Origin of the sequence: Haloprofundus salinisoli, from assembly GCF_020097815.1 — an archaeon.
GTDB lineage: Archaea > Halobacteriota > Halobacteria > Halobacteriales > Haloferacaceae > Haloprofundus > Haloprofundus salinisoli.
On sequence record NZ_CP083663.1, the window covers coordinates 2,158,014 to 2,184,043 of the forward strand.

The window sequence follows — 26,030 nt, forward strand, 5'->3', positions numbered from 1 at the left end:
TTACATCTAATAACCGGGTAACGATACATCTGGATGGTAGAATTCACCAGACGGCAACTGATGGCAACGTCGCTGGCGGCATCGCTGGGCGCGAGCGTCACGGGCGTCGTGAGCGCGGCCGACGAGGACACAGACAGCCCGATGGCACCGATGGTCGACGGGCAAATAGAGCGGTTCGCGACGACGGCGCTCGGAGCGGAGGTCACCGGGCCGGAGGTCACGAAGAGCGGGACGCTGTTCTTCAGCCTCCAGCACCCGAGCAGAAAGAATCCGGAACCGTTCAACAGCGGCGGTATCGGCTACGTGAGCGGCTACAACATCGTCGAGGAGACGGAGTTCGACGAACTGGGTATCCCCTCGACCGACGAGCAGCAGGGGCGAGTGAGAGTCGCGAACGGCGAGTACGTGCTGCTCGCCCGCGAGGGCGACAACATCGGGGACAACGCCGACCTCGGCGTCCCGACCACACCCGACGGCCTGGGACTCGACGAGTATCCCGGTCCGCGCTACGGCAACCTGGGCTACAACCCCGACTGCAACCGCTTCATCCCGCTGAACGAGAAGGAGACCGAGGGCTACCTCTTTACGAACTTCGAGCAGAGCCCCGGCGAGATCAGTCGGATCCCGATCTGTCAGGACGACGACGGCGAGTGGGAGGCCGACCTCGACGGCGCGGCGAACCTCGCGAGCACCGAGGCGTTCCGCGAAATCGGCGGCACCCGAATCAACTGCTACGGCGATATCAGCCCGTGGAACACCTACCTATCGGCGGAAGAGGAGTACTCGCACACGCGGCTCTCGCTCACCGCGACGACGAGCGACATCGTCGAGGCCGGTAGCGGCGTCGGCCTCCGCGGGGCGTCGCAGTTCTACAACCGACCGAACCCCACCGAAGTCGGCAGCACCGAGTGGGCCGAGGAGTACAACGACGGCGCGTACCTGCAGGGAGCGTTCGCGCTCGCCGGTCTCGAACTGCAAGCGTACTATCTCGGAGCAGACGCGGTCGACCAGAACGACAGCCTCAGCGACGACGTCGACATCGAACTCGGGCGGACGCCCATCGACAGCCCCTACCCGAACCCGTACCGCTACGGCTACATCGTGGACATCTGCGGCTCCGACGGCGAGGAGCCGACGCCGATAAAGTACTACGTCGGCGGCCGCGCGTCCTGGGAGTGTCCGGACGTTCAGTCCGACGAGAAGACGATGTACCTCAGTTCCGACGGCGACAACAAGGGCTTCTACAAGTTCGTCGCCGACGAGCCGATTCCGAGCTACGACGACCCGATGGACGTTCGGGGGACGCTGTACGCGGTCGAGGTGACGAACGAGGAGGCGGCGAAGAGGAAGCCGCCGGCGGAGGTCGCCCTCGAACTCGACTGGATTCCGCTGGGCCACGCGAAAAACGGGGAAGTCGAGTCCTGGATCGCCGAGTACGACGACGTCAGCCAGGTCGACTACCTCGAATCCCACTCGGAGACCGACTGGGAGGAGGACCTCGAAGCCGCGCTCGCGGAGGCCGACCGCGAAGTCGTCGAGAACGGAAACAGCGACTACATCTCCGACGAGGAGATCGTCGCGTGGGCCGAGCAGTACGACGAACACGGTCCCGACGGCGTCGACGAGGAACTCAGGCGAGTCCCGTTCCTCGAAACCCGGGCGGCAGCGAAGGAGGTAGGCGCGACCGTCGAGTTCAGAAAGAGCGAAGGAATCGACAGCAAGGACGACGCCGGACCCGGCGACTACATCTACCTCGGCATCTCGGAGGTCAACGACGGCATGACCGACGACGAAGGGCACCTTCAACTCGACCGCGTCGACGGCGGGATGGTCTACCGCGCCGAAATCGAAGACGACTACGACATCTCGACGCTCGAACCGGTCATTGTCGGCGCCGACGCCACCGACCCGACGAACGTCGCAAACGACGCGCTCCTGAACATCGACAACGTGTTCGTCCTCAACGACGGCCGCGTGCTCTGCTGTGAGGACGCCGACCAGTTCAGTCGCTCCTACCCCAACGACTGTCTGTACGTCTACACGCCGGAGGGCTGGACGCCCGACGACGGAGACAGCGAGAACGGAGACGACCGAGGTCACGGGAACGACGCCGACGGCGACGACGAGGACAACCCCGGGAAAGGACGCGGCAAGGAGAAAGGTCGTGGTCGCGGACGCGGCGACGACGAAGACGGTGAAGACCACAAAGACGACGAAGACGACGAGTAGAACGAACGCGTCGCCTCCTGGCCGTTCCCCCGGCTGGCGGATTTCTCTCACCGCTCCATTTTTCCACTGACGCGCGATGCGCGTCGAAACGTCGACACATCGACGTTGGGAGTTCGAACTACTCGTTTCCGACCCCTTCGTGAATCTTCTCGCCGCGCTGTAACCGCGAGGCGATGGTGAACGTCTGCTCGCGTTCGCGGCGCGTCGGGAAGTGCGCCGCCAGATACCGGGCGACGGCGACGGCGAGCGTGCGAACCTCCTCGTCGTCGTCGCGCTCGTCCATCTGGGCGAACCCAGCCTCCAACGCCTGGTACGTGTGGAACCCCGAATCTTCGCGGAGCAGCGCCTCGCCCAGTCGCTCCCGGAGTGTCGCCAGTTCGCCGTCGGCGTCGAGATAGTGCGCCGCGGCGCGTCCGGCGTCGTTCACCCCGCCCTCCATCTCGAACGTCATCCGGAGGTTGCCGAGCAGTTCGTCGGGGTCGGCGCTCTCGCGTCCGCGCTCGGGAATCGGCGCGGCGGGCGTGTTGAGAAAGCGGTCGAGGTAGACGTTGACCGCCGCGTCGAACACTCCCCGATAGAGTTCCGGCGCGTCGGTCCGCTGACTCGCCTGGTGAACCGCGTTCGCGTAGGTGAACGTGTGGTGGACGGTGTTCCAGTCAGAGAACTCGTTGGCCGTCGAGAACTGCGCCACGCGCGTTCCGGCGGCGTAGGCAACTGACCGTGCCAGTTGTTCGACGGTCGCACCGCCGCGAATCGCGTCTTCGAGCGACGAGACGATGCGCTCGGGGTCGTCGCTGCGCAGCGTCTCGGTGAACTCGTCAGGTTCGGTCCACGCCCTCCCCTCGCCTTCGGCGCGCAGCTCGTCTAGACGGGCGAAGGAGTCGTCGAGCATCCCCGCGAGGTCGACCGGCTGTCGCCACGAGGAGCGTTCCTCGCTCCGCGCGGCGGTGGCGAGGCCGTCGACCAGACTCGGGAGCACGTGTTCGGCGTGCTCCCATCCGATGGCGTCGAGCGACTCGCAGGCCTTGTTGACGAAGTCCATCGTGTGCCCCGTGTCGAGGTAGCGGTGGTCCGTCGCCGCCGAGACGAGCATGTCGGTGAGCTCCGCTTGCGACGCCCCGGAGGCGATAGCCGTCCGGAGACAGCGCTCCGCGCCGTCGGCGTCGCGCACCTCGATGCAGTCGCGGAACCACGATTTCAGCCGCGAGTGCGAGAGATCCCGCGCCTCGAACGACTCCTGGTCGAACTTCGGCGGTTGGTCCGCGCAGTCGGCGGCGACGTGGACGAGGCCCTGATACAGCGCGCGCTTCTCGTCCTCGTCGCGGAGGCTCGGGAGCACGTTCGCCAACGCCGTCAGAATCGTGAGTCCGGAACTCCACCCGCCCTCGCGGTAGCGCGTGCCGAACAGGACCCCCGTCCGGACCTGCTCTGCGGGATCGACGTCCGCGTCGACGAGGCCGATAGCGGATTTTGCGAGCACGAGGCGGAGGTTCTGTTCGAGGCCGTCTTCGAGCCTGTTCGCCCAGCGCTCGGCCGGGGGTTCGTCGCGTCTTGGTCGGGGATCGACGTAAACGGTGCCGTCGCGCAGTTCGACGGGGTAGCTCTCGACATCGTCGGCCCACGGGTCGAACGTGTCGCCGCAGGAGAGTTCGAACCGCGCGTGGTGCCAGTGGCAGGTGAGGATGCCGTCGTCGACGCTGCCCTCGGTCAACGGGAAGCCCATGTGCGGACAGCGGTTGTCGACGGCGCGCACCTCGCCCTCGTGGTGAAACAGCGCGATGGCTCGGCCCCGCACGTTCACCAGTTTTCGACCCGCATCGACCAGTTCGCGTTCGCTTCCGACTTCGACGAGTTCGGACCCGGCATCCGGCGTGTCGGTGCTCATGTGAGACGGTGACGAGTAGCAGACACAAAACCGTTCGCTGGAGCGAATTTTTGCAACGAGTCTGTCACGAATGTGGTAGCGGCGAAGCGGACCGAGAGGCTGTTTAGCGCGCCGCAGACCGGTTCGGTGTCAAAGACAGTTCGGCGACGCGATGATTTATATGGCAGGACGCGTAGTTCCTATAACCGTGTCGCTAACCCTCCACATCGACCCGCACGTCCACTCCGAGGCGTCGTACGACGCGACCGATCCGGTCGAGCTCATCCTGGAGCAGGCGGCCGAGATCGGCCTCGACGCAGTGGTCATCACCGACCACGACACTATCGAGGAGTCGCTTCGCGCGGCCGAGCTCGCGCCGTTGTACGGCCTCGTCGGCATCCCCGGCGTCGAGGTTTCGACCGCCGAGGGCCACCTGTTGGCTATCGGCGTCGAGGAGATGCCGCCGAAACGTCGATCCTACGGCGAGACCATCGAGTGGGTCCACGACCGCGGCGGCGTCGCCATCGTCCCGCATCCGTTCCAGCGCAGTCGCCACGGCGTCAGAAAACGGGTTCTCGACACCCTCCTCGTCGACGACGACGAACCGGGGACGTCCATCGAGGCGGGCGACCCCGCCGACGCCGGTGCTGTCACCGCCGACGGTGGCGTCGACGAAGAGATGGCGGCAGCTCAGACGCCCGACGCCGTCGAGGTGTACAACTCGTGGCTGTTCACGGGGTACAAGAACCGACGCGCGCGCCGGTTCGCGGACGTCCACGGCTACCCCGGCGTCGCCGCCAGCGACGCGCACTCGCTGTCGCTCGTCGGCCGAGCGTACACCGAGCTCACGATTCCCGACGCGACGCGCGCGGACCTCGACGCGTCGTTGATTCTCGACGCCATTCGCGGTGGGTCGACGGAGGTTCAGGGGCGGCGGACGCCGATTTCCATCTCCGCGCGCCACTACGCCATCGGCGCGGCCAGACAGAGCGGCTACTACGCCAAGATCGGTGCGCTTCGCAGCGGCAAAGCGGCGAAGGCGGGCGCGATCATCAGTGGGAAGGCGGCGAAGACCGGTGCGCTGCTCGGCGGCCGAGCGGCCAAGACGAGCGCCTCCCTCGGGCGGCGCTACGCCGTGCTCGGAGCGATGCGGGGCGCGCGCCTGCTCTCGAACCTCTCGCCGCTGTCGCGTTCGCTGTGACTGTCCCGCCGAAGTTTCGTTGACTACGCCTCCGCTGTACGAAGTTCTCGACCCGGACGCGTTGGACGCTCTCGTCGCCGGTCGCGGACGCGGCGTGTCGCTCACGTTCGAGTACGCCGGCTACGAAATAACCGTCAGTAGAGACGCCATCGTCATCGTCGACTGACCGGGCGCGTCGACGCTTACGACTCTATCTTTTCGACGATTCGTTTCGCCTCGTCGCGCGCCGTCTCCTCGCCGGCCTGTTTCTTGATGAGGACGCTTTCGACCTCCCACTCGTCGCTGTTCTCTCGTTTACCGGTCCGGACTTCGCTGCCCTCTGCGACCGACTGAGCGGCGTTCGCGGCCCAGTCGGGCGTTCGGATCTCGTCGAACTCGTCGGGGTCGCGGAAACGGACGTGATAGTAGTCGTCGCCCGCTTCGACGGTTTGGATATCGGGTACGTCGGCCATCGGCGTGGATACCGCGACGAGCGGCTAAAAAGAACCCCCTGAATTGACGTGTGTGATACGTCCCTGTCCGTTCGGGGGCGAAAGAAGAAGGCGTCGGATCCGGTCTGGCCTCAGTCCGCGACGAGGTGACGTTTTCCGGCCGTCTCGCCGAGTTCGAGCACGTCATCGAAGAACTCCAGGGAGTCGTTCGGGCCGGGGTTCGCCTCGGGGTGGTACTGGCGGGTGATGACGCTCAGTTCCTCGTTCGCCAACCCTTCGGCGGTGTCGTCGTTGACGTTCACCTGCGTCACGTCGAGGTCGCCGGGGTCGGCGACGGTGTAGCCGTGGTTCTGGGTCGTCATCACGACCGTTCCGCTCTCGAGGTCGCGGACGGGCTGGTTGACGCCGCGGTGACCGAACGCCATCTTCTCGGTGTCGCCGCCGAGCGCGCGGGCGACGATCTGCTGGCCGAGACAGATTCCCGCGACGGCGACGTCGTCGGCCTCGACGAACGCTTCGACGAGCGACTGCGCGTTCGAGAAGTTCGCGGGGTCACCCGGACCGTTTGAGATGAACAGCACGTCCGGGTCGATGTCCGCGACGGTACTCTCGGAGGCGTCGTAGGGGAGCACGTGGACGTCCGCGCCGCGTTCGCGCAGCGAGGAGACGATGGAGCCTTTCGCCCCGCAGTCGACGAGTGCGACGGTCGGTCCGTCACCCTCGTAGTGGCGGGCTTCGGAAACTGTCACCTGCGAGCCGATATCGGTGTGCTCGCTCATGCCCTTGCAGTTCTCCAGTTCCGCGCGGGCGTCCTCGGGCGTGGCGTCGGGGCCGACGGCGATACCGCACTTCATCGCTCCCTCCTCACGGACCGTCGTGACGAGGTCGCGCGTGTCGAGGTGGTCGATGGCGGGCACGCCCTCGGCGGTGAGCCACTTCGCAACGTCGTCGGTGAGCTCCCGGGCGAGCGCCGCGCACGGGTGAACGCGAGAGGATTCGAATCGCTCTCGCCGGACGCCGTAGTTTCCGATGAGGGGGTACGAGAAAGTGAGAACCTGCTCCTCGTAGGAGGGGTCGGTGAGGCTCTCCTCGTATCCTGTGTAGGCGGTCGTGAACACCAGTTCTCCGCGGGCGCGTCCTGGCGCACGACCGCGTCCTTTCACGACGCGTCCGTCAGCCAGCGCGATGTAGGCGTCCGACATTACGAGAAACACATGGGAGCCGGGGTAATAAGTGCTTCTTTCGTAGCGAGACTACGAATTTCGTAATCGGTATAACCCCACCAGTACACGTCCGTGTATGGACGACCTGGACCGCCGCATCCTCAACGTCCTTCGACGGGATGCACGAACGCCCTACACTGAGATCGCCGAGCGGGTGGGCACCTCCGAAGGGACGATTCGAAACCGCGTCGAGCGGATGACCACCGAGGGGGTCATCGAACGCTTCACCATCTCCACCCGGACGGGCAACATCAAGGCGATGGTCGAGATTTCCGTCGAGATGAACGTCAACACGAGCGAGGTGTCCGAACAGCTCGCCGACTGGGAGACGGTCGACTTCGTCTGGCAGGTCTCCGGCGAGGAGGACATCGTCCTCATCGTCGACGCCGCCGACACGCGCGCGGTGAACGACCTCATCACGCGGGCGCGCGAGATGGAAGTGATAAAGGGCACGAAGACGCGACTCATCCTCGACGAACGCCTCGGGCAGGGATAACGGCCCCTAACGTTTTCGCGCTCGCTGACGTATCCCCGAGCGAACTGCATGCCGTCCTCAGAGAACTCTATCCCGGATACGTCGACGACCACGACCCGAGCCAGTGACCGACGCGTCCGCACGGACGGCGATGAGCCGAACGAAGTGAGGCGAATCTCATCACAAGGGAAGCGAAGTGCTGGTGATGAGCCGAACGAAGTGAGGCGAGCCTCGTCGCAAGCAGCGCGCAGCGACGGTGGTCACCCCGCACACAGCGACCGGACGCTCGTCCTCCACCCCGGCAGCGGGAACGGGGAACACGCCCACGAAGTTCGCCGTCTCGCCGTCGAACACGGGTTCTCCGTGCGCGAGACCGACGAAGCGGACGACGCGATTCGTCTCGCAAGCGACGCCGTCGAGAGCGGGGCCGAGTTCGTCGCCGCCGCCGGGGGCGACGGCACCCTCAACGAGGTCATCGAGGGCGTCCGCCGCGCCGACGGGTTCGAGCAGGTCACCTTCGGCGTCGTGCCCTGCGGGACGGGTAACAACTTCGCCGAGAACGTCGGAATCGAGAGCATCGAACACGCCTTCGAGCTGTTCGAGTCGGGCGAACGACGGCGAATCGACCTCGGTATCGTCGAGTGGGGAGGCGACGAGCCGTCGTGGGCGACGGAGGCGAAAGAGCCCTCGGCGGCCCGCGGAGACGTCGTCGAGAGCGACGGTACCGACGAAGTCGACGAACAGAGCGGAACCCGAGCGTTCCTCAACTCCTGCGTCGGCGGGTTCACCGCCGAGGCCAGCGGCGAAACCTCCTCGGAGATGAAAGAGCGGTTCGGCGTCGCCGCCTACGTCGTCAGCACGCTCCGGGTGATGACGGAGTTCGACGGCGTCCGCATGCACCTCGACACTCACGGTCGACACGAGCCGTGGTCCGGCGACGCCGTCTCGGTGCTCATCGGCAACGGTCGTCGCTTCCCCGTCGAAGGGCGAACCCAGGCCAACATGGAGGACGGCCAACTCGACGTCACCGTCGTCGAAGAGCGGCCGACGGTCGACCTGATGGGGGAGGCGGCCGTCTCCAGGCTGTTCGGCCGCGACACCGAACATATCGACCGCTTCAAAACGCCCGCGATGCATCTCGACGTTCTCTCCGGGGAGACGCTGCGGTTCAGCCTCGACGGCGAGATGATAGAAACGGCGTCGCTGACGGTCGAGACGGTGGAAAGTGCCGTCGAGCTGCCGGTCGGCGACGCCTACCAACCGGACCCGGACGACTAAGGGCGGTCCGTAGCAGTCGAACGCGGCGTCAGTCGTCGGCTCTGCGGCCGCTCGTCGGCGGCGTTGGTTCGAGCCACTTTTTGCGCGCGTGAATGCGGGTGTACGCTTCGGCCAGCAGTTTGTCGAGCGGACTCAGTTTCACGACCGGTTCGACTCGTCCGTCGCGGATGGCGGCCGCGACCGACTCCGGCGAGAGGTCGGGGGCGTCGATCTCGGTGTACGCCCGTCCGACCTCGATGGGGTAGTGCGCGTCGCTGCCGCCGACCAGCGGCAGGTCGAGCTCCTCTGCGAGTCGGCGCGTCCGCGCGATGTGCTCGGTGTTCTTCCCGTTGAGTTCGACCGCGTCGAACTCGGCACCGGAGTCGCGCGCGGAACTGTTGCGGAACGGGTGCGCGAGAATCGTCGCACAGCCGCGGTCGTGAGCCAAGTCGACCAGTTCACCCGGCGTGAGTGCGTTCGGCTCGGTCCGACTCGGCGGGTTCGGGCCGACGACGAGGACGTGGCCTTCCGTCGTCGTCACCTCGTTTCCGGGTATCGTCGGAAAGCCGCCCTCCGCGGAGTAGGTGTAGTCGTGGTTCGTCACGGCGAACCCGTCGAGTCCCCGGAGTCGAGCGAACATCGCGTGTAGTTTCAGCCCGAGCGGGTCGTAGCGAGTCGCGCGTCCGCGCCACCCGTGGAAAAACCGGCTGTGTGAGTGCAGGTCGACGGAGAACACACTGTATAACGTCGCTACAAACTCTTTGTTCTTCCCCCGATTCGAGTCTGCTGTCGATCAACTGCCACGATTCGGCCCCGTCATCCGCCGGCAGTTGGGGTGTGGTGCGTGCTGTGTGCGGGTGTCCGAGCGCATCGAAGAGTCCTTGACCCCCGTCGCAGATGGGACACGTATGAGTACGAATCCGAGTGGTACGGGGTCGGAAGCGACCACCGCCAAGGACGAGGTTCACAAGAACGCTCGCCAGAACGTCGTCGCCGTCGACGAGAACGACGAGAGAGAGGAAGTCGTCAACCGTCTCACTGCACACACCGGTGACGGCGTCCGCCACCGGGCGTTCACCGCACTCGTCTTCGACCACCAGGGCCGCATCCTCCTCGGTCAGCGCGCACCCACCAAACGCCTCTGGGATACCCACTGGGACGGCACCGTCGCCTCCCACCCCGAGGACGGCCAGAGCCAGGAGGAAGCGACCCGCCAACGCCTCGAAGAGGAACTCGGCGTCACGCCCGACCAGTACTCGGACCTCCGCGTGACGGACAAGTTCGAGTACAAACGCTACTACCCCTCGGTCTCCGGTGCCGACGGCGTCGAGTGGGAGGTCTGCTCGGTGCTGAAAGTGACGCTCGACGACGTCTCGCTCGACCCCGACGAGGACGAGATCGCCGGCCTGCTCTGGGTGGACTACGAGCACCTCCACGACCACCCCGACTGGTACCGCCAACTCCGCCTCTGTCCCTGGTTCGAAATCGCGATGCGCCGCGACCTCGACTGAGCGACGATGCCGTCGACGCGACTCTCTCTGACGACGACGGCATCCGACGCGATACGCTCGCACGCCCGCGAGGGCGTACACCACGACGACGGACCCCGAGAAGTGTGCGGCGTGCTAATCGGCGAGCGAGGGGAAGAGACGAGCCCCCACACCGTAACCGGCGTTCGTCGGGTGGCGAACGTCGCCGCCGACCCGCGAACGAGCTACGAACTCGACCCAGAAGCGACGCTCGAAGCCGTCGAATCGGCCGAGGCCGCGGGTGACGACGTAGTCGGCTTCTATCACTCCCATCCCGAGAGTCCGGCGCATCCGAGCGAGACCGACCGCCGCGAGGCGACGTGGGAGGGGTACGTCTACCTCATCGTCTCGCCGGCGTTCGACGAACTGCGCGCGTGGCGCTGGACCGGCGAGCGGTTCGACCCCCTCGACGTCGAAATCGGTTAATCGGCCAAAATCGACTCGATTCGACCGAACCCGTCAGGGGCGATGCGGTGGTCGGCGGACTCGGTCTCGCCGTTCGTAACCTCACCGCTCTCCCGCATCGGGTCGCCGACGAGTATCGTCCGAAAGCCCGCCTCGTTCGCGGGCGCGATGTCGTCCTCGGGGTCGTCGGCGACGTAGACGTGCTCGTCGCCGGGAAGTCGGTCGCGGGCCATCTCGAAGATTCGCCGGTCGGGTTTCGTCACGCCCACGTCGTGCGAGACGAGCACCTCGTCGAACAGCGGAGAGAGTCCGTGTCGGTCGAGTTTCGCGCGCTGGACGTCGCCGACGCCGTTCGAGAGCACCCCGAGCCGGTGCTCGGCGGCGAGTGATTCGAGTGCGTCGACGGCACTCGGGGCGACGACGGACGCACGAAGTTCGGCTTCGATGCGCGCTTCCGCGAACGCTTCGGGGTTGGCCTCGGGGGCATACTCCGCACAGAGCTCTCTCGCGGCGGCGAGATACGGATCGTCGTCGAACGCGGCGAACTGCTCGAAGAACCGTTCGGTGTAGTACGCTTCCGCCGCCTCACCGGCTGGGACGCCGGTCGACTCGGCGGCCGAAGCGAACATATCCGCGAAGGAGCGGTCGTACCGGACGAGCGTGCCGTCGAGGTCGACGTAGACCACAGCCATACCGGAGCGGCGCGGCGGAGATTCAAAAACCCCTAACCACGGGCGCGACCAAGCGGCGATAGATGACCCCCGACCCCGAGTTGTACGACTCGCTGGACGGACAGGTAGCGCTCGTCACCGGCGCGAACCGCGGCATCGGCCGGGAACTCGCCGCCCGACTGACCGACCTCGGCGCGACGGTGTACGCCGGCGTTCGGAGCGTCGGCCACGAGATACCCGACGACCAGCGGCGTGTGCTGTTGGACGTGACCCAGGAGGGCGACGTTCACGAGGCGATGGCGACTATCGACGACGAGGAAGGCGGACTCGATATCCTCGTGAACAACGCCGGAATCATCGGTCCGAGCGACTCGCTGGCGGCGTCGCGGACGCCCGAACTCGACCGGACGCTCGCGACGAACCTCCGCGGGCCGATGCTCGTCACGAAGTACGCGCTGCCGGCGCTCACCGCCGAACCCGGCGGCCGCGTCGTCAACCTCTCCTCGGGGATGGGCGCGCTCGGCGAACCGCAGTCGGGCGGGTCGGCGGCGTATCGAATCTCGAAAACAGGACTGAACGGGCTAACGGCGTACCTCCACGGCGAGTACGGCGACGACGGACTGCTGGCGAACTCGGTGTGTCCCGGGTGGGTCCGGACGGAGATGGGCGGCGAGAACGCGAATCGGCCGGTCGAGAAGGGCGCGGAGACGCCGCTGTGGCTCTGTCGCTTCCGCCCGGGGAGTCCCGCCGGGAAGTTCTGGCGCGACAGAGATGTCATCGGCTGGTAACAGGCGGCAAAACAGCAACCGACAGCCTACTCGGCGAGGAACTCCTTGAGCAGCTCGCTGACGCGGACGGGTTCTTCGTGCTGCACCCAGTGGGTCGCGTCGTCGAGCATCACCAACCGTCCGTGCTCGCACATGTCGACGCTCTCACGGGCCATCGACTTCTTGAGGAACTGGTCTTTCGCCCCCCAGATGACGAGCGTCGGCGGTTTGACGTGACCGTTTTCGGGCGTGGGCCGCGACCGGGCGACGGCGCGATACCAGTTTACCATGCCGGTGAACGCGCCGGGTTGGCCCCACGCCCGTCGATAGCGCTCGAAATCCGACGGCGAGAACGTCCCCGGTTCGCTCGACTGGCGCATCGTCCGGACGAGCAGCCGCCAGTCGCCCGCCTTCGACAACCGTTCGGGGACGAACGGCACTTGGAAGAAACCGACGTACCAACTTCGGAGTTTCTGCCCGAAGCTCCGCTTGAGCGTCCGGCGGAACACCGTCGGATGCGGGACGTTGAGGATGCCCAGGTGGTCGACCCTGTCGGGGTAGTGAAGCGCCACCCACCACGCCACGGCCGCGCCCCAGTCGTGGCCGACGATGGCGGCCGTCTCGCGCCCCGCGTCGTCGAGGATACCGACCACGTCGGCGGCGAGTTCCTCGATTCGGTACGCCGAGAGGTCGTCGGGCTTGTCGCTGAGGTTGTAGCCGCGCTGGTCGGGGACGACGACGCGGTAGCCGGCGTTCGCCAGCGGCCGAATCTGATCGCACCAGCCGTACCAGAACTCCGGGAAACCGTGGAGTAAGACGACGAGTGGCCCGTCTTCCGGTCCTGCTTGAATCGTGTGCAACCGGACGCCGTTGGCCTCGACGTAGACGGAGTCGCCGGGTATCTCGGTCACAGGTGCGCTCTCGATGTCTGCGTTGCCTGTCATCCTCACTCCATCGGGACGATATCGTCGGTCAACCAGCAGCCATCGCGTTCGCCGCCGCGCTGGCGCGAGAGGTGGGACTCGTAGCGGACCTCCTCGGGCGAGAATCGGGGCGTCGGTTGCGGGAGTCCGTGGCGTCGATACTGCTCGTTCATGGACTACGTACGGCGCACGCCTCCAAATAGCTGCTTGCCGCGAGCGTCAGTTCTCGCCGCGCGTGGCGGCCGTCATCGACCAGACCGCCGTCAACCCCAAGATGACCGCCGGTGCCAGCGGCAGCGCGAGCATCGCGGCGAAAAACGAGAGACCCAGTTCGCCCGGCGCGCTGGGGACCAGGTAGATGACGCCGGGCACCACGAGAAACGAGAGGACCACGGCGGCGACGAGCGCCCACCCGCGGTCGCCGAACCCCGCCGGCTCGGGTTCCGCGCTGGGTTCGCCGTTCGGCCGGTGGACGTACCCGCGCTCGGACGTGGTCCGACCGACCTTCGACTCCTCAGAGTCACGAACCCCGTCGGGTTCTCTCTCCGCTGGACCTTCGTTACTCGTACTCACTGTCGGGTATTACGACCACCTTGCCAAAGCCCTCACGGTTCTCTATCATCTCGTGAGCGCGTTCGGCCTCGCTCATCGGCAGCGTCTCCCGGATGCGCGGTTCGAACGTGCCGTCCCAGACGAGTTCGAGCACGTCGTCGACCTGCCCGGGCGTCGCCATCGTTGACCCGATGACCGACAGCTGGTTCCAGAAGATGCGGTTCAGTCCCGCCCCCGGATTGCCGCCCGTCGTCGCCCCGCAGGTGACGATGCGGCCCCCTTTGGCGAGGCTCTTCAACGAGTCGGGGTAGGTCGCCTCGCCGACGTGGTCGACGACCATGTCGACGCCGCGCTTGCCGGTCAACTCGCGGATTTCGGACGCGAAATCCTCCTCCTCGTAGTTGATGACGTGGTCTGCGCCGCACTCCTTCGCGTACCCCAGTTTCTCCTCGCTCGAGGCGGTGGCGTACACCTCTGCGCCGGCGTAGTCGGCTATCTGGACCGCCGCGTGGCCGACGCCGCCGGAGGCCCCGAGAACGAGCACCTTCTCGCCCGCCTGCAGCTCACCGCGGTCGAGGAGCATCCGCCACGCCGTCTGAAAGACGAGCGACGCCGACCCGGCGATTTCCCAGTCGACGTGGTCGGGGACGGAGACGAGATTCCGTTCGGGCACGGCCGCCTTCTCGGCGTGGACGCCGCGGACGTGCTCGCCGATGATGTGGAAACGGACGCAGCGGGCGACGTCGCCGTCGCGGCAGAACTCGCACTGGCCGCACCAGACGCCCGCGCTGACGGCGACGTGGTCACCCTCCTCGAACCGAGTGACTTTCTCGCCGACCGCTTCGACGACGCCGGCCGCGTCGCTGCCGGGGATGTGCGGCATCTCCAGATCGATGCCGGGCATCCCCTTTCGCGTCCAGATGTCGAGGTGGTTCAACGCGCCCGCCTTGACGTCGACGAGTACCTCGTCGGGACCCGGGTCGGGGTCGGAGAACTCCCCGTACTCGATGACGTCGCGGTCGCCGTGCTCCGTGAACTGGACGGCTTTCATGCTCGTACCCAGCACCCGGCGCGTCAAAACTGTGTGTTTCAGTCCGACGACTTGCCGGTTGACCATTGTCTATCAAACAGATTCGGCGTCGCCGCGGTGAGATTACCCGGTGCCCACTGCCGTCGCCCGGAGTTTTGGTGCCGCCGTGCGAACCGTGGTACATGAGCGAAAACGAGAGCGGCGACGGCGACCATCACCACAGCCACGACTCCGAGACCGACGACCACAGCCGCGGAGACGGTCACGACTCGGACACTGGCGACGACCGCCTCGGCTACGGTTCAGACATCGATGACCACCACAGACGCGACTCAGACACCGAGGATCACCATCACAGCCACGACCATCACCACCACGACGTCGAGACGCTCGGATTCGCCGTCGTCACTGTTTCCTCCACGCGCTCGCTCGACGACGACCCGGCGGGCGACGCCATCGCCGCCGCGTTCGAGGCGGCGGGTCACGAACTGGCGACCCGCGAACTCGTCAGCGACAACTACGACGGCGTCCAGGGCGCGGTCAACCGACTCGTCAGCCGCGACGACACCGACGTGGTCGTCACCACCGGCGGAACCGGCGTCACGCCCGACGACGTGACCGTCGGAGCCGTCGAACCGATTCTGGAGAAGGAACTGCCCGGCTTCGGCGAACTGTTTCGAAGGCTGTCGTACGACGAGATCGGCACCCGCGTCATCGGCACGCGCGCTACCGCGGGCGTCACCGACGGCGTGCCGGTGTTCTGCCTCCCCGGGAGCGAGAACGCCGCCCGACTCGGCGCGGAGGAGATTATCGTCCCCGAGGCCGGCCACCTCACCGGGTTGGCGACGCGCGAGGAGGACGGCGAAAACGACGAGAACTGACCGAATTGAGCGCCGTCATTCGGTCGCGGATTCCTCGCCGTCGTCGCGGCCGGGGTCGTGACTCTCGAACCAGTCGGTGAGCTCGCGCAGACGGTGGGTCGCCCGCTCGGGAGCGCCGATGTTGTGGTGCTCGTCGGGGTAGACGACGAGCTTGGCGTCGACGCCGCGGCGGCGAACGCTCACGTACAGCTGCTCGGCCTGCGACAGTGGACAGCGCCAGTCCTCGCCGCCGGCGGTGACGAGCAGCGGCGTGTCGATTTCGCCGACGTCGCGGATGCTGGAGATGGCGCGGTACTCCTCTGGTTTCTCCCACGGCAGGCCGATGTCGTGGACGTACCACTGGTGGAGGTCGGCGGTGCCGAACAGCGAGTAGAAGTCGTAGATGCCGTGTTCGGGCGCGGCCGCGGCGAACATATCCGTCCGCGTGACGACGTAGGCGGTGTTGATGCCGCCCTGCGAGAACCCGGAGATGAACAGGCGGTCGGCGTCGGCCCACCCGCGGTCGACGAGCTCCTCGACGCCCGAGATGATGTCGTCGGCCTCGCGCGGCCCCCACTCGCCGCGGATGGACTCGCTGAACTCGCGGCCGTATGAGGTCGATCCGCGGTAGTTGACGTTGAAGACGACGTAGCCGCGGCCGGTCCAGTAGCTGTAGTCGAAACTGAACCCGGGGGCGTCGTAGGCGGTGGGGCCGCCGTGGATGTGCGCGATGACCGGGTACGACTCGTTCTCCGGGTCGAATCCGTCGGGGCGGTACGCCAGCCCCTCTACCTCGACGCCGTCGCCGTTCTCGTAGCGAACCCGTTCGCAGGTCGGCAGCGCGGCGTCCGAGAGGAGGTCGTCGTTCAGTCGCGTCAGCCGAACCGGATCACTCCCGTCCGACTCGGTCGCGTCGAGCGCGTACAGGTCCGCGCCCTCGCTCGGGTGGCTCAGACAGACGACGACTCGGTTGCCGCCCACCGAGAACTGTGTGATGGTCCGGTCCGTCCCCTGATTTTCGAAGACGCGTTCCGGCGCGTCTCGCTCGGCGTCCAGGCGGACGAGTCGGGTCAGCGCCTCGTCGCCGACGGGCGCGAGCAGTTCGTCGTCGCTCACCCATTCGGGCGCGCCGCCCCACGAGCGAGTGCGGTCCAGCGACGCGGAGACAGAACGCGCTTCGGAACCTTCCGCGTCGTCGACGACGTACACCTCGGTCGGGTGGCAGGTGTTCGTCGGGTTCGCGCCGTCGAAGGCGAGGCGTTCGCCCGCCGCGTCCCACCGCGGGTTGGAGACGCCGATGTCGCCGTGGGTGAGTCGGCGGAGGCCCTCGCCGTCGCTGCCGACGGTGTAGAGGTCCTGCTCGAACGTGCGGTCGGGGTTCTCGCCGCGGTACGACCGGAAGGCGATTCGACCCTCTGAGCCCCACGCCGGGTGGAGGCCGCCGGTACTCATCGCGCCACGGGCGTAGGCGTCGTCGAGTCGCTCGGCCTCGCTGCGCTCCAAATCGACGACGAACAGGTAGCTCCGCACGTCGTCGAGAAAGCCCATCCCGTCGCGCTTGTGTTGGAGGCGCGTGATTTCGACCGGTCCGCCGTCGCGGCGGCTTTCGAGGTACTCCTTCTGTTCGTCGGTCGGGTCGCGCGCGGCGACGACCATGCGCTCTCCGTCGGGCGAGAAGTCGAACTCGCGGACCCCCTCGTCGAAGTCGGTCACCTGCCGGGCGTCGCCGCCGAGCGAGAGGTCGAACAGCCAGACCTGGGATTTGGGCTCGTCGTCGTTTCCGCCGTTCTGTTTTTCTTCGTCGTCCTCCGATCCGTCGTCGGCCTCATCGCTCCGTCCAACTTCGAGTGCCACGTCGCGGTCCCGACTCGCGAGGAACGCGAGTCTCTCTCCCTCTGGTCCCCACGCCGGCGACCCGGCGTTGGAGGCGCGGGTGAGCCGGTGCGGCTCCCGACTGGCGTCGGTGGGCGCGACGAACAGCGAGTTACGTATCTCGTCGGCGTTGGGGTCGCTCTCGGCGACGATGAACGCAACGCGCTCGCCGGTCGGCGAGACGGCCGCGTCGCGGATTCGCCGGAGATCGTAGAAGTCGTCCAGTTCGAGCGGGTCTGTCATGGGTTCTCCTCTCGACGGCATCACATGTGGGTTCTGGTCGCGGAACGCGTCGCCGTGTCGGTGCGGTGGTGGCGGTGAACGCGCCGGCGACGGCTTCGGTTCGACAGCAAGCATTGTTTCGTCGCGGCGATTTAAGCCTCTCCGCGGTAAGGGCGGTACATGAGCCAACAGCAACCGCAACCCGACGAGGGCCAAGAGGGGGCCGACGCCGACCGCTTCGCCGGCGAGAAGGACCCCGACCTCCCGAGTTCGGCGGTCACGTCGGGCGCAGAGCGCGCCCCGCACCGAGCGATGTTCCGCGCGATGGGGTTCGACGACGACGACCTCTCCGCGCCGATGGTCGGCGTCGCCAACCCCGCCGCCGACATCACGCCGTGTAACGTTCACTTAGACGACGTGGCCGACGCCGCCATCGCCGGCGTCGAAAGTGCAGATGGAATGCCCATCGAGTTCGGCACCATCACCATCTCCGACGCCATCTCGATGGGGACCGAGGGGATGAAGGCCTCGCTCATCTCCCGCGAACTCATCGCCGACTCGGTCGAGCTCGTCGCCTTCGGCGAGCGGCTGGACGCGCTCGTCACCGTTGCCGGCTGCGACAAGAACCTCCCGGGAATGATGATGGCCGCCATCCGAACCGACCTCCCGACCGTCTTCCTCTACGGCGGCTCTATCCTTCCGGGCGAGCACGAGGGCCGCGACGTAACGGTACAGAACGTCTTCGAGGGCGTCGGCACCTACGCCCAGGGCGAGATGAGCGCCGAGGAGCTGGACGACCTCGAACGCCACGCCTGCCCCGGCGCGGGGTCGTGCGGCGGAATGTTCACCGCGAACACGATGGCCTCCATCTCGGAGGCGCTCGGCCTCGCCCCGCTCGGAAGCGCGAGCGCCCCCGCCGAGTCCGACGAGCGCTACGAAGTCGCAGAACGAGCGGGTGAACTCGCCCTCGACGCCGTCGAGAACGAGCGTCGCCCCTCCGACGTACTCTCGCGCGACTCGTTCGAGAACGCCATCGCGCTGCAGGTGGCGATGGGCGGTTCGACGAACGCGGTGCTCCACCTCCTGGCGCTCGCCGCCGAGGCGGGCATCGACCTCGACATCGACGACTTCGACGACATCTCGCGGCGCACGCCCAAGATTGCGAACCTCCAACCCGGCGGCACGCGCGTGATGAAAGACCTCCACGACATCGGCGGCGTGCCGGTCGTCCTCCGTCGCCTGCTCGACGCCGACCTGCTGCACGGCGACGCGATGACCGTCACCGGCCGGACGATAGCCGAGGAACTCGACCACCTCGACCTGCCGGACGACCACGAGATCGACGTCGACTTCCTCAACCCGGTTTCGGACCCGTTCTACGACGAGGGCGCGATCAAGATTCTGAAGGGGAATCTCGCGCCCGACGGCGCGGTCATCAAAGCGACGGGCGACGACGCGTTCCACCACACCGGCCCCGCCCGCGTCTTCGAGAACGAGGAGGACGCGATGCGCTACGTTCAGTCGGGCGGAATCGAGTCGGGCGACGTCATCGCCATCCGCAACGAGGGGCCACAGGGCGGTCCCGGCATGCGCGAGATGCTCGGCGTCACCGCCGCCGTCGTCGGGCAGGGTCACGAGGACGACGTGGCGCTTCTCACCGACGGTCGGTTCTCCGGCGCGACGCGCGGGCCGATGGTCGGCCACGTCGCCCCCGAGGCCGCGGCCGGCGGCGCGATTGCGCTGCTCGAAGACGGCGACGAGGTGACCGTCGACATCCCGAACCGGACGCTCGCCGTCGACCTCAGCGACGAGGAACTGGAGCAACGCCGCGAGAACCGAGAGCCGAAGCCGCCGAACTACACCGCCGGCGTGCTGGCGAAGTACGGGCAGTCGTTCGGGTCGGCCGCCAACGGTGCGGTCACGAACCCGGCGGTGAAGCGAGACGACTGAGTTTTTGGTCCAGATTTTCCCGAGGAGAGAGCGCGGAGCGGTCTCGACGACGGAAAAAGGTGGGTCTCCGAACCCGGCGGTGAAGCGAGACGACTGAGGCGCTGTTTTCGACTTTTCGCGCCGTTCAGGGGCGGCCCCACTCGTAGAACCAGTACGCGAGGCCGAACAGCATCAGGCCGATACCGAGCGCCGACGTCGCTGGCTCGGGGATGAGAAAGAGAATCAGTCCGGCGACGATGACGAGTCCGGGTCCGATTTCGTCCGCGTAGTTCGCGAGGTCCATACCCTCGTATACGCGAGGAAGTCACCTAAACGTACGGTCTACAGGCCGCCCGGCGACCGCCGGCTGACGGGTCAGGGACTCTCGACGAACAAGTCGAGAGGGCCGTCGCCGCCGACTGCGAGCGTCGCGCCGACGAACTCGCCGGCGTCGTTCGTCCGGTACTGAACCGACTCGATGCCGCCGCCTCGGCGTCCGAACGAGAGTTTCGGGCGCTGAAGGTACGGCTTCTCGAACTGGAGTAGAATCCGGCCGTCGGTCGGCGTCAGCCCGCGGTGGACGTCGAACGCGGGCGTGTGGTCTCTGACGTGGGCGGTGGCGCTTCGGATTCGCCACGGAGTGCCCGCGGTAGATTCGCCGACTGTCCCTTCCGCATCGTTGCCGATAGAACGGTTGTTCGCGTACAGATTCGCCGACGCCGTCTCGGTTTCGAGCAACGCGACGTCGCCGCTCTGTCGGATCGTGTTTCCGGTGACGACCGTCTCGGAACTCCCGACCAACACGCTGGGGAGCTCGGTGTCGACGTCTCCGGACTGGTGGATGTGGTTGTCCGCGAGTTCGTGACTGCCTGACCCGCCTCCGACGGTAATCCCCGGCAGCGTCGCCCCCCGGATGCGGTTGTTGCGGACCGACACCGCCTCCGCTCCGTCGAGGAGGATACCTTCCGAGCCGGGATCTGTGACGGTGTTGCCGTCGACGCGACCGTTTTTCGCGTCTTTGATTCGAACTCCCGTCTCCGCCGCCCCCGTGAGAATGTTGTTCCTCACCTCGAAGTCCGTGGCCGGGCTCTGGACGTTGACGCCGTGGCGGCTGTAGCCGACGAGTTTGTTGCCGGCGACGGTGATGTTGCTTCCGCCGTTTTTGGGGTCGATGGCGACGCCGGCGAACTTCGTCGTCTGTTTGGTCCTGAGTCCGTCCGTCGCCTGAACGCTCACGTTCCCTCGAATCGTCACGTTGTGGACTTCGCCGGGGCCGCGGACGTGACAGAACGACTTGTGGTAGCCGAAGCCGATGTTGTTGGAGATAGTGACGTGGGCACCGTCGCCGGACGCGCCGGGTGGCCCGCTGGCGATGCCGGTCAGGCTTCCCTGCGTACAGTTCCCGACGATGTTGCCCGTGATGATGACCGTGTTTGCGACTTCGTTCGTCCCCTCGGGCGACCAGAGGTCGCAGGCGATGGAGCGGTCGGTCCCCTCGGTGACGATGTTACCCGAGACGAAGACGTTCTGTCCGCCGAGTTGGATGCCTCGGTCGCCGTACTCGCGGATGCGGTTGTCGACGATTCTGACGTTCTCGCTGCCGCGTTCGACGCTGATGCCGCTGCCGCCGCTGCCGTGTTCGCGGTACGGATGGGTCCGGCTCACCGAGTTGCCCGCGATGACGACGTTCGAGGCGTCGCGGACGATGATTCCGTGGAGCTTCTTCGCGGCGTCGTCTTGGTTCTCGGCGTTACCGTGGTAGCCGACGTCTCGAACCGTCACGTCCCGACAGCGGGCGTTGTGTCCGATGCGGATACCGCCGACGTTCGCCCCGTCGGCGGGTTTGACGAGCGTCGGCACCCCCGGCCCGACGACGGTGACGCCGTCGACGTCGATGTCCAACCAGTTCGTCGTCCGGTACGGCGCGTTCTTCGGGTCGATACGGATGGTCTCGCCGGGCGAGAGGTTCTCGAACGCCTGTTCGAGTTCCCCGTCGCTGCGGACGACGTGGTCGGCGACGCCGCGAATGCGGCCGGTGTTCATCGACGACGTCGTCAGTCCGTATCGTCGCCACCCGTCCCGCGTCGAGACGAACGGGAGCACGTTGCCGGCCTGCGTCGTCGCGAGATAGACGTCCCACTCCGACGCGGACGCGGGCGGTGAACCGTCGCCGTCGATGCCTCCGCCCGTGATGCGGAGTCGTTCGCCCGGTCGGAGCTGAGACCAGCCCCCGTCGGCCGCGGCGTCGAGACTCCCTATCGAGGTGCCCCCGGCCGCAAGCAGCGCTAACAGTTCTCGTCGTGGTAGTTCTCTCATCGATTTTCGGGGCGGATGCGGTTCGTCGCCGGCGCTTCGACGCCGGGAGGGCGGTCAGGTGGTACTACACCCGCGACGCGGTAAACTGTAACGCAGCGATACCGAAGGGTGGACGGAGTTGACATTAGCCGCTCACTCGTGGAGTGCCGCCGCCAACAGCAAGACGGCGACGACGACGAGCACGAGCGCCGACAGCGACAGCCCACTGGACCCGAGCGACGCGATCTCGCCGCCGAGAAACACCGTGAGGACGCCGACGCCGACGCTCCCGGCGGCGTGCGTCGCTTCGAGGCTCTTCGTCTCGGCGGTTCGGCCGAGCTGTTCGCCGACGTTGATGGCCTGCTCGCCGAGGTCGTAGACGAGCACCGTCGCCACCGTCCCGACGAGCAGCGGTTCGAGCGTCTCCGGGTCGAGGAGACCGCTGACGAGGACGGTGAGAAACACCAGCGTCGCGCCCACCTTGAGCAGACCGCGGGAGCCGCTGCCGCGCACCGGTGCCAGCGCCAGGCCGACGACCAGGACGCCGAGCAGCGCCGGTAGCGTCCGAACGAGCGCGCCCGGACCGGTGGCCCCGCTGGCACCGAGAGCGACGCCGACGAGCGAGACGACGATGCCGGCTCCGACGACGAGCCAGCGCAGCGGCGTCTCCCGCCGACTCCGGAGCGTCGCTCCCACGCCGACGACGAGTACACCGCCGACGACGAGCGCCAGCGCGGCGACGGTTGCGTCCGTGACGTGTGCAGTCGCTGCCGCGGCGACGAGAATCGCCAGCGTCGCACTCAACAGCGCGGGCTTACGGACGAACGTCCCGCTCACGCCATCGCCCTCCGATTACTCGCCAGCGCGGACTCCAGCGACGCGTCCGGTCCCCAGTCGACGGTCGGGATGCCGGTTCGGCGGAGCGTCGACACTCGCGCGGCGCGTTCGGTCGCCGCGAGGCGCTCGCCGACCGTCGTCTCGTCGGTGACGTCCGGACTCACTGCCGTCACGGCGTGGCCGTAGGCGTTGAGCCGACGCGCGGCCGTGACGACGTCGTCGTCGCAAAGCGGCGAAAACAGGAATATCTGCGTGTTCGAGTCGAGTCGCTGTCGCAGCAGTTCGACCTGCTCGTCGAGCGACGGGGCGTCCCGCGGCGGCGTCGGGGCGAACGCCGGGTGCGTGTCGAACAGGCGGTGGAGTTCGACCCGCTGGTTGGTCCCGCCGCCGGGCGGGTGCCAGCAGAACTCGCGGCCGAAAGCGGCGACGCCGACCTGGTTGCGGCCGGCGAACAGCGGTTCGAGCAGTTGCTTCGCGGCGGCGACGCTCCGAACGACCGCGTTCGGTTCGTCGTCGAGCGCGCGGTACGCCTCCGGTCGAGCGTCCACGAGGAGCACGACCGACATCGACCGTTCTTCCCGATACTCGACGGTCGTCAGTTCGCCCGAGCGGGCGAAGCGCTTCCAGTCGACCCGGCTCATCGAGTCGCCGCGGCGGTACTCGCGGGTCCGGGTGAACTCCAGTCCAGACCCCTCGTTCGAGGAGACCACTCGACCGACGGTGTCGAGCGTCACGTCGCGGCCCACGGGCGCGTCCGAGCGGCCCGTGACGGTGAGCTCCGTCTCCTCGCTCACGGTCGTCTCGACCTCGTGCTCGCCGGTGATGTCGCGGACCGCGACGGTCGCCGGGAGGAAACTGTGCTGGCCGGACTTGGCCTCGATACTGTACTCGAAGGTGACCGACGAGCCGGGGCGGAGCGCGGCCCCTCGGCGGGGCGTACCGTCGACGACCGACAGCGCCGCCGGCACGCCGTCGACGACGCGGAGGTCCGCGAGCGTGTTCTCGCCGGCGTTCCGAAGCGTCACCGTCACGTCGACGATGTCGCCGGGATTCGGCGACCGGTCGGTCACGCGCCGGTCCAGCTCCAGCACCGGCGTCGGCGAGGAGGTGAGTCGCGGATACGCCGCAAAGAGGACGCCGACGCCCGCGAGGACGATGAGGTTCGGGCGGTCGGCCAGCAAGCCGACTGCGCCCGCGACGAACGAGAGCGCGACGACGCCGCGCCACCGGTGCGTCTGGTACTGACTCACCGTCGACCCTCGTTGGCGAGTCGCGCGATCTCCTCGGCCGTGCGGCGTGCAGCGTCGCGTGCACCGCGAACGCCGGATTCGGGTTTGGCCGGCTCACCGCCGCTGTCGCCGCGCTCCGCTTGCGACGAGGCTCGCCTCGTTCCTCTCGGCTCACCGCCGTCGGCGCGGAGCGACGACTCGGTTCGGAGGAACGCGGCGGCCGTCTCGTCGTCGGTCCACGTTCCCTCGTCGACGCGCCGTTCGGCCTCCGCGCGGTCGTATCCCTCGACCGTTCGGAGCGTCTCGACGGCGGCGCGGCGGAGGCGGTCGCGGAGCGCCGCACGTCGACGGCGTCCGAGTATCGGAATCGACAGTCGCCAGTCCGACAGCGCCGCGTCGAACTCCTCGCCCGGCGAGGGGGCCGACACAGGGCGCTCGGCGTCGGGCATCTCCGCCTGTTCGAGGCGGGCGCTCCGGCCGGACGCGAGCACGGGAACGGCGACGAGCAGACCGACGGCCGCGAAGACGGCCATCAGCAGGTAGTCGTTGCCGAGCAGGTCGACCAGTCCGTCGGTGGGGAGGAGGTCGCCGCCCACGAAGCCGAGCAGGAGGACGACCACGCCGGCACCCGCCAGGAGGAGACGGCGGACGTTCATCGGTCGCCTCCGGAGTTGCCGCGGAACCGGCGAAGGTAATCGCGGGCGCGCTCTCGGCGCTCGTCTGTCACCTCGTCACCGCCGTAGCGGACGCTCTCGTACAGCGACGTGAGTCCCCAGACCGCCTCGCTGTCTGCGCCGCTCCCGTGCTGCTCGACGACTTTCTCGCCGCGCTCTCTGGGCGTGAGTTTCGTCTCGCGTTCGAGGCCGACGGCGGCGAGCATCTCACACCAGGCCGCGGAAACCTCGTCTTTCGGCTTCGGGTCCCCGACGGGTTCGTCGGCCGCCGGCGTTCCGTCGTCACCGCTCGGGAGCCACCGACGCAGGAGGGCGGCCAGGCGGTCACGGTAAGTCAGTGCCGCGAGGAGCAAAGCGCCGAGGACGGCGAACGGGAGCAGCGCTTCGAGGAGGCCGAGCAGTTTCTCCCAGAGCGACTCTTCAGGCGGGACCTCGTCGCCGGTTTCGGAGTCCGAGCTGAAGTCGCTGTTGACCAGTTCTTCTTCGCGTTGGTCGACCGACTGTTCTTGCTGCTGTTGCTGTTGCGATTGGGTCTCTCGCTGCCGCTGACGTTGCGTGTCTCCCTCGCCACCACCCCCGGAGGGCTCCGTCATCGTCTGCTTCAGTTCGTCGAGTTGGTCGGAGCCGACGGGGAGCATCGACGAGTCGACGTCGATGACGTCGTCGGGGTCGGTCTGCACCGACGAGTCCAGCGTTCCGGCGGCCGTCCCGAGCGAGAAGAGACAGCACGCCGCGACGGCGATAGTGAGCAGTCCGTCCCTATTCATGTTCGACAGCGGGTGTGGTGGGCAGTTGTAACGTATCGCATATGTGGATATTCTCCTCGTGAGGGATGGTTAGACGACGCGAGTTATCCGACTCGGAGGAATTTCCGGTGTCCACTCTCATAGGTATTTTGCTCGGTACGGCAAAATAGATAGGAAATAATGACTGTTCGTAATTTTATACACTCTATAAGAACAACATTCTCGAAGCCCTACCGGTTTGGAGGTGGACATCTCCCGACACCATCTGGGTCGTCTCTGGATTTAACCCAGTGATAATCGGACGACGCCTTCGAGGAACCGAACGGCGGCCGCCGGCTCCTCACCAGCCACGGGCAACTGTTGGGCCCGAGCCCCTCGGTGCGGGTCTGCTCTGTCCGAGTATCGACCGGGGGCTCGTACACGGCCGAATCTGACGGCGCTCGATTCCACGTGTCACCGACGAGCTATCGAAACGTTGCTGCCGCTCGGCGAACAGAAGCGGTGAGACCGCTGAGAACTCGCTCGTTCTCGTGCCTCCATTTGGCTTCGCAAAAGTGAGGCCGGCGAAGAGCCGCGTCGCTCGTCTCCGAGGACCCGCGCCTCGCTCGTCACGTTGTTCCTCACGAGAAGTGGGACCGCCGAGATTCGAACTCAGGTCCTACCGACCCCATCGGCAGAGGATACCACTACCCTACGGTCCCGCAACTTGGCTAACGGGAGACCCTCGTTTAACACCTTCGTTTCGACGGTAAGGAAAACCGCCAGACAGCGGCCCGGTAGCGTGTCGCACGCGCACCGCCTCGTTTCTT

The 26,030-nt window shown here is 67.0% G+C and carries 26 protein-coding genes and 1 tRNA gene; 10 read left to right on the plus strand and 17 right to left on the minus strand.

The features are described from left to right. Positions 1-33 precede the first annotated feature (33 nt). The gene (locus LAQ73_RS11515) at positions 34-2,229 is read left to right on the plus strand and encodes an alkaline phosphatase PhoX (RefSeq protein ID WP_224268425.1); all 2,196 of its coding nucleotides are present in this window, start codon (positions 34-36) and stop codon (positions 2,227-2,229) included. 118 nt (positions 2,230-2,347) lie between these two features. On the opposite strand, the gene LAQ73_RS11520 is transcribed toward LAQ73_RS11515, so the two are convergent. After that, entirely contained in the window at positions 2,348-4,114 is a 1,767-nt protein-coding gene (locus LAQ73_RS11520; protein ID WP_224268426.1) for a Rieske (2Fe-2S) protein, read from the minus strand. Positions 4,115-4,274: 160 nt separating this feature from the next. Here LAQ73_RS11520 and LAQ73_RS11525 point away from each other — a divergent pair, with 160 nt between their 5' ends. Both LAQ73_RS11525 and LAQ73_RS11530 read left to right on the plus strand, forming a co-directional pair. Continuing rightward, positions 4,275-5,294 carry a PHP-associated domain-containing protein gene (locus LAQ73_RS11525; RefSeq protein WP_224268427.1) on the plus strand — a complete coding sequence of 340 codons (1,020 nt, stop codon included), beginning with the start codon at positions 4,275-4,277 and terminating at the stop codon, positions 5,292-5,294. Positions 5,295-5,313: 19 nt separating this feature from the next. Continuing rightward, a complete protein-coding gene (locus tag LAQ73_RS11530; RefSeq protein WP_224268428.1) occupies positions 5,314-5,460 on the plus strand; it encodes a HalOD1 output domain-containing protein in 147 nt (48 codons plus the stop codon). A 16-nt stretch (positions 5,461-5,476) separates the two neighbouring features. Here the strand turns inward: LAQ73_RS11530 and LAQ73_RS11535 are convergent, their stop codons facing one another. Together LAQ73_RS11535 and carA are read right to left on the minus strand one after the other, a co-directional pair. Continuing rightward, a complete protein-coding gene (locus LAQ73_RS11535) occupies positions 5,477-5,746 on the minus strand; it encodes a hypothetical protein (protein ID WP_224268429.1) in 270 nt (89 codons plus the stop codon). A gap of 110 nt (positions 5,747-5,856) precedes the next feature. Beyond that, complete coding sequence (gene carA / locus LAQ73_RS11540; RefSeq protein ID WP_224268430.1) at positions 5,857-6,927, minus strand: glutamine-hydrolyzing carbamoyl-phosphate synthase small subunit; 1,071 nt, start codon at positions 6,925-6,927, stop codon at positions 5,857-5,859. 97 nt (positions 6,928-7,024) lie between these two features. Here carA and LAQ73_RS11545 point away from each other — a divergent pair, with 97 nt between their 5' ends. Continuing rightward, entirely contained in the window at positions 7,025-7,444 is a 420-nt protein-coding gene (locus LAQ73_RS11545; protein WP_224268431.1) for an Lrp/AsnC family transcriptional regulator, read from the plus strand. 198 nt (positions 7,445-7,642) lie between these two features. Next, positions 7,643-8,701: a diacylglycerol/lipid kinase family protein gene (locus LAQ73_RS11550; RefSeq protein ID WP_224268432.1), complete on the plus strand. Its 1,059-nt coding sequence runs from the start codon at positions 7,643-7,645 to the stop codon at positions 8,699-8,701. A 28-nt stretch (positions 8,702-8,729) separates the two neighbouring features. Here LAQ73_RS11550 and LAQ73_RS11555 read toward each other — a convergent pair whose 3' ends face one another. Beyond that, positions 8,730-9,416, minus strand: coding sequence for a PHP-associated domain-containing protein (locus tag LAQ73_RS11555; RefSeq protein ID WP_224268433.1), 687 nt, complete (start codon positions 9,414-9,416; stop codon positions 8,730-8,732). A 172-nt stretch (positions 9,417-9,588) separates the two neighbouring features. Between LAQ73_RS11555 and LAQ73_RS11560 the strand changes: the two genes are divergently transcribed. Together LAQ73_RS11560 and LAQ73_RS11565 are read left to right on the plus strand one after the other, a co-directional pair. Further along, positions 9,589-10,191, plus strand: coding sequence for an NUDIX hydrolase (locus tag LAQ73_RS11560; RefSeq protein ID WP_224268434.1), 603 nt, complete (start codon positions 9,589-9,591; stop codon positions 10,189-10,191). A 6-nt stretch (positions 10,192-10,197) separates the two neighbouring features. Then, complete coding sequence (locus tag LAQ73_RS11565) at positions 10,198-10,635, plus strand: desampylase (protein WP_224268435.1); 438 nt, start codon at positions 10,198-10,200, stop codon at positions 10,633-10,635. On the opposite strand, the gene LAQ73_RS11570 is transcribed toward LAQ73_RS11565, so the two are convergent. Continuing rightward, complete coding sequence (locus LAQ73_RS11570; protein WP_224268436.1) at positions 10,632-11,306, minus strand: HAD family hydrolase; 675 nt, start codon at positions 11,304-11,306, stop codon at positions 10,632-10,634. The two genes, LAQ73_RS11565 and LAQ73_RS11570, sit on opposite strands and share 4 nt — an antisense overlap. Positions 11,307-11,368: 62 nt before the next feature. Here LAQ73_RS11570 and LAQ73_RS11575 point away from each other — a divergent pair, with 62 nt between their 5' ends. Next, positions 11,369-12,073, plus strand: coding sequence for an SDR family NAD(P)-dependent oxidoreductase (locus tag LAQ73_RS11575; RefSeq protein ID WP_224268437.1), 705 nt, complete (start codon positions 11,369-11,371; stop codon positions 12,071-12,073). A 26-nt stretch (positions 12,074-12,099) separates the two neighbouring features. On the opposite strand, the gene LAQ73_RS11580 is transcribed toward LAQ73_RS11575, so the two are convergent. The 4 genes from LAQ73_RS11580 to LAQ73_RS11595 are packed head-to-tail and all read right to left on the minus strand — an operon-like array spanning position 12,100 to position 14,578. Beyond that, positions 12,100-12,996 carry an alpha/beta fold hydrolase gene (locus LAQ73_RS11580; RefSeq protein WP_224268438.1) on the minus strand — a complete coding sequence of 299 codons (897 nt, stop codon included), beginning with the start codon at positions 12,994-12,996 and terminating at the stop codon, positions 12,100-12,102. Between the two features lie 2 nt (positions 12,997-12,998). Next, complete coding sequence (locus LAQ73_RS11585; RefSeq protein WP_224268439.1) at positions 12,999-13,148, minus strand: hypothetical protein; 150 nt, start codon at positions 13,146-13,148, stop codon at positions 12,999-13,001. Positions 13,149-13,194: 46 nt separating this feature from the next. Further along, the gene (locus tag LAQ73_RS11590; RefSeq protein WP_224268440.1) at positions 13,195-13,548 is read right to left on the minus strand and encodes a DUF7977 family protein; all 354 of its coding nucleotides are present in this window, start codon (positions 13,546-13,548) and stop codon (positions 13,195-13,197) included. After that, the gene (locus LAQ73_RS11595; RefSeq protein ID WP_224268441.1) at positions 13,535-14,578 is read right to left on the minus strand and encodes a zinc-binding dehydrogenase; all 1,044 of its coding nucleotides are present in this window, start codon (positions 14,576-14,578) and stop codon (positions 13,535-13,537) included. The genes LAQ73_RS11590 and LAQ73_RS11595 overlap by 14 nt, the downstream gene beginning before the upstream one ends. 161 nt (positions 14,579-14,739) lie before the next feature. Between LAQ73_RS11595 and LAQ73_RS11600 the strand changes: the two genes are divergently transcribed. Next, positions 14,740-15,438, plus strand: a complete 699-nt coding sequence (locus tag LAQ73_RS11600; RefSeq protein ID WP_224268442.1) for a MogA/MoaB family molybdenum cofactor biosynthesis protein — start codon at positions 14,740-14,742, stop codon at positions 15,436-15,438. A 15-nt stretch (positions 15,439-15,453) separates the two neighbouring features. On the opposite strand, the gene LAQ73_RS11605 is transcribed toward LAQ73_RS11600, so the two are convergent. After that, complete coding sequence (locus LAQ73_RS11605) at positions 15,454-17,532, minus strand: S9 family peptidase (RefSeq protein ID WP_224268443.1); 2,079 nt, start codon at positions 17,530-17,532, stop codon at positions 15,454-15,456. Between the two features lie 159 nt (positions 17,533-17,691). Between LAQ73_RS11605 and ilvD the strand changes: the two genes are divergently transcribed. Beyond that, the gene (gene ilvD, locus LAQ73_RS11610; protein WP_224268444.1) at positions 17,692-19,461 is read left to right on the plus strand and encodes a dihydroxy-acid dehydratase; all 1,770 of its coding nucleotides are present in this window, start codon (positions 17,692-17,694) and stop codon (positions 19,459-19,461) included. A 124-nt stretch (positions 19,462-19,585) separates the two neighbouring features. On the opposite strand, the gene LAQ73_RS11615 is transcribed toward ilvD, so the two are convergent. From LAQ73_RS11615 to LAQ73_RS11645, 7 genes are all read right to left on the minus strand, one after another. Beyond that, the gene (locus LAQ73_RS11615; RefSeq protein WP_224268445.1) at positions 19,586-19,744 is read right to left on the minus strand and encodes a hypothetical protein; all 159 of its coding nucleotides are present in this window, start codon (positions 19,742-19,744) and stop codon (positions 19,586-19,588) included. A 71-nt stretch (positions 19,745-19,815) separates the two neighbouring features. Next, positions 19,816-21,756 (minus strand): right-handed parallel beta-helix repeat-containing protein, encoded by a 1,941-nt coding sequence (locus tag LAQ73_RS11620; protein ID WP_224268446.1) that lies wholly within the window; start codon positions 21,754-21,756, stop codon positions 19,816-19,818. A 132-nt stretch (positions 21,757-21,888) separates the two neighbouring features. Beyond that, the gene (locus LAQ73_RS11625) at positions 21,889-22,572 is read right to left on the minus strand and encodes a DUF7519 family protein (protein WP_224268447.1); all 684 of its coding nucleotides are present in this window, start codon (positions 22,570-22,572) and stop codon (positions 21,889-21,891) included. Continuing rightward, positions 22,569-23,822: a DUF58 domain-containing protein gene (locus LAQ73_RS11630; protein ID WP_224268448.1), complete on the minus strand. Its 1,254-nt coding sequence runs from the start codon at positions 23,820-23,822 to the stop codon at positions 22,569-22,571. Before LAQ73_RS11630 ends, LAQ73_RS11625 begins: the two co-directional genes overlap by 4 nt. After that, a complete protein-coding gene (locus LAQ73_RS11635; protein WP_224268449.1) occupies positions 23,819-24,457 on the minus strand; it encodes a DUF7269 family protein in 639 nt (212 codons plus the stop codon). The genes LAQ73_RS11630 and LAQ73_RS11635 overlap by 4 nt, the downstream gene beginning before the upstream one ends. Then, positions 24,454-25,242: a DUF4129 domain-containing protein gene (locus LAQ73_RS11640; protein ID WP_224268450.1), complete on the minus strand. Its 789-nt coding sequence runs from the start codon at positions 25,240-25,242 to the stop codon at positions 24,454-24,456. Before LAQ73_RS11640 ends, LAQ73_RS11635 begins: the two co-directional genes overlap by 4 nt. Positions 25,243-25,851: 609 nt before the next feature. Beyond that, positions 25,852-25,922, minus strand: a tRNA-Pro gene (locus LAQ73_RS11645). Positions 25,923-26,030: the final 108 nt, after the last annotated feature.

Excerpts from the sequence above, each read along its gene's own strand:
- LAQ73_RS11515 (WP_224268425.1), top strand. The coding sequence starts at position 34 with ATGGTAGAATTCACCAGACGGCAACTGATGGCAACGTCGCTGGCGGCA.
- LAQ73_RS11520 (WP_224268426.1), bottom strand. The coding sequence starts at position 4,114 with ATGAGCACCGACACGCCGGATGCCGGGTCCGAACTCGTCGAAGTCGGA.
- LAQ73_RS11525 (WP_224268427.1), top strand. The coding sequence starts at position 4,275 with ATGGCAGGACGCGTAGTTCCTATAACCGTGTCGCTAACCCTCCACATC.
- LAQ73_RS11535 (WP_224268429.1), bottom strand. The coding sequence starts at position 5,746 with ATGGCCGACGTACCCGATATCCAAACCGTCGAAGCGGGCGACGACTAC.
- carA (WP_224268430.1), bottom strand. The coding sequence starts at position 6,927 with ATGTCGGACGCCTACATCGCGCTGGCTGACGGACGCGTCGTGAAAGGA.
- LAQ73_RS11545 (WP_224268431.1), top strand. The coding sequence starts at position 7,025 with ATGGACGACCTGGACCGCCGCATCCTCAACGTCCTTCGACGGGATGCA.
- LAQ73_RS11560 (WP_224268434.1), top strand. The coding sequence starts at position 9,589 with ATGAGTACGAATCCGAGTGGTACGGGGTCGGAAGCGACCACCGCCAAG.
- LAQ73_RS11565 (WP_224268435.1), top strand. The coding sequence starts at position 10,198 with ATGCCGTCGACGCGACTCTCTCTGACGACGACGGCATCCGACGCGATA.
- LAQ73_RS11570 (WP_224268436.1), bottom strand. The coding sequence starts at position 11,306 with ATGGCTGTGGTCTACGTCGACCTCGACGGCACGCTCGTCCGGTACGAC.
- LAQ73_RS11575 (WP_224268437.1), top strand. The coding sequence starts at position 11,369 with ATGACCCCCGACCCCGAGTTGTACGACTCGCTGGACGGACAGGTAGCG.
- LAQ73_RS11580 (WP_224268438.1), bottom strand. The coding sequence starts at position 12,996 with ATGACAGGCAACGCAGACATCGAGAGCGCACCTGTGACCGAGATACCC.
- LAQ73_RS11585 (WP_224268439.1), bottom strand. The coding sequence starts at position 13,148 with ATGAACGAGCAGTATCGACGCCACGGACTCCCGCAACCGACGCCCCGA.
- LAQ73_RS11595 (WP_224268441.1), bottom strand. The coding sequence starts at position 14,578 with ATGAAAGCCGTCCAGTTCACGGAGCACGGCGACCGCGACGTCATCGAG.
- LAQ73_RS11600 (WP_224268442.1), top strand. The coding sequence starts at position 14,740 with ATGAGCGAAAACGAGAGCGGCGACGGCGACCATCACCACAGCCACGAC.
- LAQ73_RS11605 (WP_224268443.1), bottom strand. The coding sequence starts at position 17,532 with ATGACAGACCCGCTCGAACTGGACGACTTCTACGATCTCCGGCGAATC.
- ilvD (WP_224268444.1), top strand. The coding sequence starts at position 17,692 with ATGAGCCAACAGCAACCGCAACCCGACGAGGGCCAAGAGGGGGCCGAC.
- LAQ73_RS11615 (WP_224268445.1), bottom strand. The coding sequence starts at position 19,744 with ATGGACCTCGCGAACTACGCGGACGAAATCGGACCCGGACTCGTCATC.
- LAQ73_RS11620 (WP_224268446.1), bottom strand. The coding sequence starts at position 21,756 with ATGAGAGAACTACCACGACGAGAACTGTTAGCGCTGCTTGCGGCCGGG.
- LAQ73_RS11635 (WP_224268449.1), bottom strand. The coding sequence starts at position 24,457 with ATGAACGTCCGCCGTCTCCTCCTGGCGGGTGCCGGCGTGGTCGTCCTC.
- LAQ73_RS11640 (WP_224268450.1), bottom strand. The coding sequence starts at position 25,242 with ATGAATAGGGACGGACTGCTCACTATCGCCGTCGCGGCGTGCTGTCTC.